This window comes from Mycobacterium sp. (assembly GCF_044370595.1).
GTDB lineage: Bacteria > Actinomycetota > Actinomycetes > Mycobacteriales > Mycobacteriaceae > Mycobacterium.
This window is the reverse complement of sequence record NZ_JBILVF010000197.1, coordinates 1-5,417: the sequence shown is the minus strand read 5'-3', so window position 1 is coordinate 5,417 and position 5,417 is coordinate 1. Positions and strand designations below refer to the sequence as shown.

Annotated in this window: 3 protein-coding genes and 1 pseudogene; 1 reads left to right on the top strand and 3 read right to left on the bottom strand. The window is 68.2% G+C overall.

The window, feature by feature from the left end:
- The 3 genes and pseudogenes from ADBZ5N_RS17210 to ADBZ5N_RS17200 form a co-directional block, all read right to left on the bottom strand.
- Window positions 1-1,818: pseudogene (locus tag ADBZ5N_RS17210) on the bottom strand (hypothetical protein); the annotation flags it as partial.
- Between the two features lie 89 nt (window positions 1,819-1,907).
- Window positions 1,908-3,119 (bottom strand): cytochrome P450, encoded by a 1,212-nt coding sequence (locus ADBZ5N_RS17205; RefSeq protein WP_526259525.1) that lies wholly within the window; start codon window positions 3,117-3,119, stop codon window positions 1,908-1,910.
- A gap of 37 nt (window positions 3,120-3,156) precedes the next feature.
- On the bottom strand, window positions 3,157-3,909 hold the full coding sequence (locus tag ADBZ5N_RS17200; RefSeq protein ID WP_526259523.1) for a ribonuclease T2 family protein: 753 nt from the start codon (window positions 3,907-3,909) through the stop codon (window positions 3,157-3,159).
- A gap of 78 nt (window positions 3,910-3,987) precedes the next feature.
- Between ADBZ5N_RS17200 and ADBZ5N_RS17195 the strand changes: the two genes are divergently transcribed.
- Window positions 3,988-5,417, top strand: a 1,430-nt coding sequence (locus ADBZ5N_RS17195) for a hypothetical protein (RefSeq protein ID WP_526259521.1), incomplete at its 3' end; no start/stop codon positions are given.

The window sequence follows — 5,417 nt, the reverse complement described above, 5'->3', positions numbered from 1 at the left end:
GTTCACCGCCAGTGACGCCCCGAAGTCGCCGAAGAACTGCCCTTCCACCGGCGGCACCAGGGGATTGGTGAAGTCGAATGTCGTCGCGGGCGGGGTGGCGTTGCCGCCGCTCAGGATGGCCCCGATTCCGATCGGCTGCGCGGTCGAGACCGTCTGCTTCCCCTGCCCGAGGGTCACCACGGTGTTGGCGACCACGCCGTCGTAGAAGATGCCGGAGTTGTACACCTCGTTGGCCGGCGTCGTAGTGAGCGGGACGTTCTTCCAGAACGCTTGGTTGTAACCGGCGAAGAACGCGGTTCCACCGGTGTCGAACTCGTACACCTGCGAGGGGTTGTCGCCGATCGCCACATCGATGCCGTACTTGACACCGCCCGGCGAAGCGGTCGGACTCGTCGGCGGCGGGCCGAAGAATTCCGGGAGAAACCGCAGTGGGATCGTTGTGGAGTCGCTGCTCTGGGCGACGTTGAGTGGAGCGATGCCCTGGGTGAGCAGGCTGGCCAGCGGTGTCACGCCGCCGACCGGCGCCACGAAGACGGTGCCGCCGAGGGCGGTGACCGTCAGGGCTTGCTTGCCCGTCTTTGTGCCGTCGACGGTTCCCTCGAAGAGCGCGTCGCCCTTGCCCGCATCGACCGACACGTTGTTCCCCAGAACCACATTGGCGTCGATGGCGACCCCCGCCAGACCGCGGACGGCATCGCGCAGCGACAGCGGGGCGCCCAGCAGTGCGGAGTCGACCCGTCCGGTGAACGCGGAATCGCCCTCGAAACGCATCGAATCGACACCGGTCGTCGTCAGATTGCCCGGGGCGGTGCCGGAGGTGAAGACGAATCCGGCGCAACCGGCACTGCCCGGATTGCTCACTGCCACCGTGTCATCGGCGGAAACCGTGAAGTGCTGCGCACCCCAGAACAGTGGGTCGCCGGAGACCTGGACCGATGTTCCGTCCTGGCGGAAGTAGGCGGTGCTGCCGGTGTTGACCTTCACCACCAGGCCGTTGGTGGTCTGGCTGGCGGTCACGCCCTCTGGGACGAAAAACAGCGTGCGCCGCACCAACGCCAGCGCACCGGTCATCAGATCGTCGATCGGACCGCCGGGCAGGGTGGCCAGCCAATCGAAGGTGGAATTGAACAGATGGTTGACGACGGTGTTCACCGCCTGCCCAAGTGAGGGCGCCTGCGCACCCCAGCAGGCCGAGCACGAACTGCTCTGCGCTGATTCCGACGCCGACGCCGCCGGGGCGCTTGAGACGGCCACCGCGGCCGCCACCGGGGTTGGCAGCACCGCCGGTTCGGCGGGACTGGTGGTGACCGGCGCCGCCGCGGAGGCGGCCGGCATCGGGGCGGCGGTGGGGTCGCCGAGATCGACCGACGCGGCGAGTTCCGGCGCCGGCGTACTGGCCTGGCGCAGCCGCGCCGGGGTGCCGGCGGTCGCGGCACCCGGCCGTGTTTCGGCGCGCTCGGTGGGTCCCTCGGTGCTGGGTCCCTCGGTGCTGGGTCCCTCGGTGCTGGGTCCCTCGGTGTTGGGTCCCTCGGTGACCTGCAGGTCAGCCGATGTCCGGCCGGTCGCGCCTCGGATACGCGGCGCAGTGGCTGCGGGTCCCTCGGTGGCGGCCGCCACATCGGCGGATACCGTGCCCGCGCCCCGCGTCGGCCGTGGCGGCCGACTTGGCCGCTGCTGGTCGGGCCGCGCTCCGGCGGAGGTTGCACTCGAGTCGGCGTCCGGGGATTCCGCCGACGCTGTCGCAACGTGGGGGCCGACCACTGAGAGGCCCAACAGAACCGCCGCCGCCCCGACTCGCGTCAAGGATCTGCTCACCATCCAAGGCCCCCTAACCGAATCGCGACGCCGGAAAGCACGCCAGCAGGCTAACAACGGCGCGGACGGCTATCGCGTCTTTAGCCTTTCCGTCACACCTCGACGTCGAGGCGGGCCATCCCGCGCAACGTGACGTGGGGTTTGTAGGTCGGCTCGGCGGCCAGCCGTGCGGCGGGGAAGCGCCGGGTGACCGCCGACAGGGCGACCGCAGCCTCCAGCCGAGCCAACGGGGCGCCCAGACAGAAGTGCGCACCAAGGCCGAAGGCCAGGTGGCGCAACGGCTGGCGGTCGGGATCGAAGGTGTCGGGCCGGTGGTTGACTGCCGGGTCGCGGTTGGCCGCCGCCAGCAGCAGCATCATCGTGTCGCCCTTGGGCACTTGCACGCCGCCGATCGTCATGCCCTGCCCGGCGACCCGGCCGACCAGCTGCACCGGCGGGTCGTAGCGCAGCGTCTCCTCGACGATGACCGAGGCGCGGGCAGGGTCACCGGCCAGCTGTGACCAGTAGTCCGGGTGGCGCAGCATGGCCAAGATCGCGTTGGCGATCAGATTCACCGTGGTCTCGTGCCCGGCGATCAGCAGCAGGTTGCAGGTCGCGATGATCTCTTCCTCGGTGAGCTGATCGCCGGTCTCTTCCACCGCGATCAGACCCGACATCAGATCGCCGCGCGGGTCGGCCCGCCGCTGCGCCAGCAGGTCACGCAGATACTCGCGCAGCCACAGCCCGGCCTGCAGCCGTTCCTCGAACCCCTGAGCCTGACCGGTGAAGGCGAAGAACGGGTCCAGGCCCTGAGCCAGCAGTTCGGAGGCCCAACTGAATTTCGGCTCATCCTCGACGGGCACACCAAGCAACCGGCAGATCACCGCGACCGGCAGCGGGTGGGCCAGGTCGGCGATCGCTTCGAAGCGCCCCGCTGCGGTGACGTTGTCGAGCAGTCCGTCGACCAATTCGACGATGCCGGCCTCCAGAGCCTTGACCACGCGCGGCGAGAACGCCTTACTGACCAGCCGGCGCAGCCGGGTGTGATCCGGCGGGTCGAGGAAAAGGAAGCTCGGCGTGCCGAACGGCCGGAGATTCTCGCCGGCCGCCATGGCCCGCTGGGCGGCCGTGGACTTCAGCCGGTCGCTGCAGGATTCCGGGTGGCGCAGCACCTCGTCGCAGTCGGCGAAGGAACTGAACACGACCAAGTTCGACTCCGGCAGCAGCAGCGGGCCGCCATCACTCAACCGGCGATAGATGGGATACGGATCGGCGCGGTGTGCCGGGTTGAGCAGTTCCAGCAGCAGCGGCTGCGCAGCGGTCATCTGATCAGTCTGCCTGCCCTGTCTGTCTGCCCTGGTCTCACCTGCTGTCGGGCACGCTGGCCTGACTGCAACCGGGCGCCACCGTCGGTCCGGCAGCCAACGCATCGGCCAGCGCGGACGATTTCTCCAGGGCCACCACCGGGGGGAGCGACAATCGCACCTCGTAGACCACGCTGCCCTGCCCGCGGGCGTCACGGCAACTGAGGGAGACGCGGGCGCCGGCGCCGCTGCCGAAGCGGGCATCGAACGCCTCACGGACCGAACGCGACGTCAGCCGACCACCGGCCGACCGGGCAAAAACCGGTTCCAAGACGGCACCTGCCTGCTCGGCCAATTGCGCTGCGATACCGAAGTACTCGGGCGGTGCAACACCCGAGCAGGTGCCGTGGGCGTACCACTCGTGAGTGGTCATCACAGCCGAATCCGACATCATCTCCTGCAGACTCGCCTTGAGATCCGCCGGCAGCGGCACGGGGCTGCGGGCCTTGTCGGGAGTCCGTTTGGGCACATCGCAGTACTGCTCGGTGGATGGCTGGGGCCACAGCCCGTGCAGCATGAAGCTCTGCCCGAGTTTGTCGACGTGACCGGAGCGGCAACCGGAATTGGACGGCTCGACTTTGCACAGACTCGGCGCCCAGGTGACCACCAGCAGGCTGGACGTGCTGTCGGCCGACGCCTGTGGCGGCGGCGGACGTCGGTCCAGTACCAGCAGGCTGAACGCGACGGCGGCCACCGCGACCACCGCCAGGACTGCCGACACCGCCAGGACGGTGCGGTCACCTCGCTTCATGCTGCGCTATTCAACAACCCTGGGCCGCCGGGCGGATAAAGTTGGCCCACCCCGGGGGTGAACGAGTTCGGAGATCTGGTGAACGACGTCGATCGCTGGTTTTCGCGAACCGCACGCCGCAGCGCCGAACCGGTGGCCTTGTATCCCAGCCTGCTCACCGCGAAAGTCCCGGCTTATCTGCGCTACCGGCTGCGCTACCCCCTACTGATCGCCGCCGTGCGGTTCGCCGTGCATGTGGCCGAGTTCTTCATCCTGATGTCCAGTCTCGGCGGTGTCGCCGCGTTCACGGTGATGGTGCTGCGAGCCGGCAGCCTGGTCGTGGCCGGCGGGTGGTGGGGCCTGCTGGAAGTCATGCGGGAGCGGTTGCGGGGGTTCGCCGCGGCCGGAAACCGCGACGCCTCAGGCTACGAGATCGGCCGATGGCTGGTGCTGGCCGCGGCCCTCGCCCTGACCGCGACGGTCGGCGGTGCGGTGGTGCTGGGGGTGTGGAACCCGACCGGCGCGGATCCGTTGGCCCGCCTGTACGCATTCCTGATCGTGGTGGAGTTCGCGATCGACCTGCCGGTCCGGGTGCTGCACTCCGGGGTGTACGCCACCCGGCGCATCTATAAGCCGGCGTGGTCGATGGTGGTGCCGATCCTGGTGCAGTTGGTGATCCTGGGTGCCGGGTTCTACCTCTATCCCGGCGCGGCGATTGTCATCGCGATCGTGGTGTCCAACGCGCTGGCGCTGTGGATCACCGTGCATTTCACTCTCGAGGTGTACCGCCTGATGGGCCTGCGGCCGCAATTCGCCGGCCGACGGTGGTGGCGGGAGCTGCCGTCGATCCCGCCCAGGATGGCCGTGGAGACGACGCTGTCCGGACTGAGCCTGCGCCTGGATGCGATCCTGGTGCTGGCCCTGGTTGGCTTCTACGGGACAAACACCCGGACTTTCGATTTGACCGCAGGTCTGACGTCGTGGCGCAACATCGACGCGTTCCAGTTCTTCTACCTGATTCTGCCGCTGTTCCGGGGGACTTATGAAAGCGCGGGGCTGTTCTACTTCGACTTGGTCAGGCTGCGCACCGCCGCCGCGTTGCGGCCGCTGCAACTCCGATTCTTCCGCGACCTGGTGTGGGTCTCCCCGCTGATCGCGTTGTTCTTCTGGGCCCTCGCCGCCGGGTTGGGACTGGTGGTGCTCAACGACGTACCACCGAGCTTCCTGTTTGCTCTGATGCCAATGTTTCTGTTGCGCAGCCTGATCGGGGTCTACCAGATCCGGTTGTTCGCCGAGGGCCGGTTCGGGATCCATCTGGCCACGCTGGCTCTGCTGGCCGTGATGCTGTGGCTGGTGTGGCTCAATCCCAATCCGGCCGGCGACCTGCTGCAGATCACCGCGGCGATGATCATCCAACTCATCGTGCTCATCAACCTTCAGCATTTCAGCGACCGCCGGGATCCGCCACTACCCACCCTGCTGCAGCGCTCCGAGTGGATTCAGGCCCGGGCCCGGGAGTCCGAGCCGAC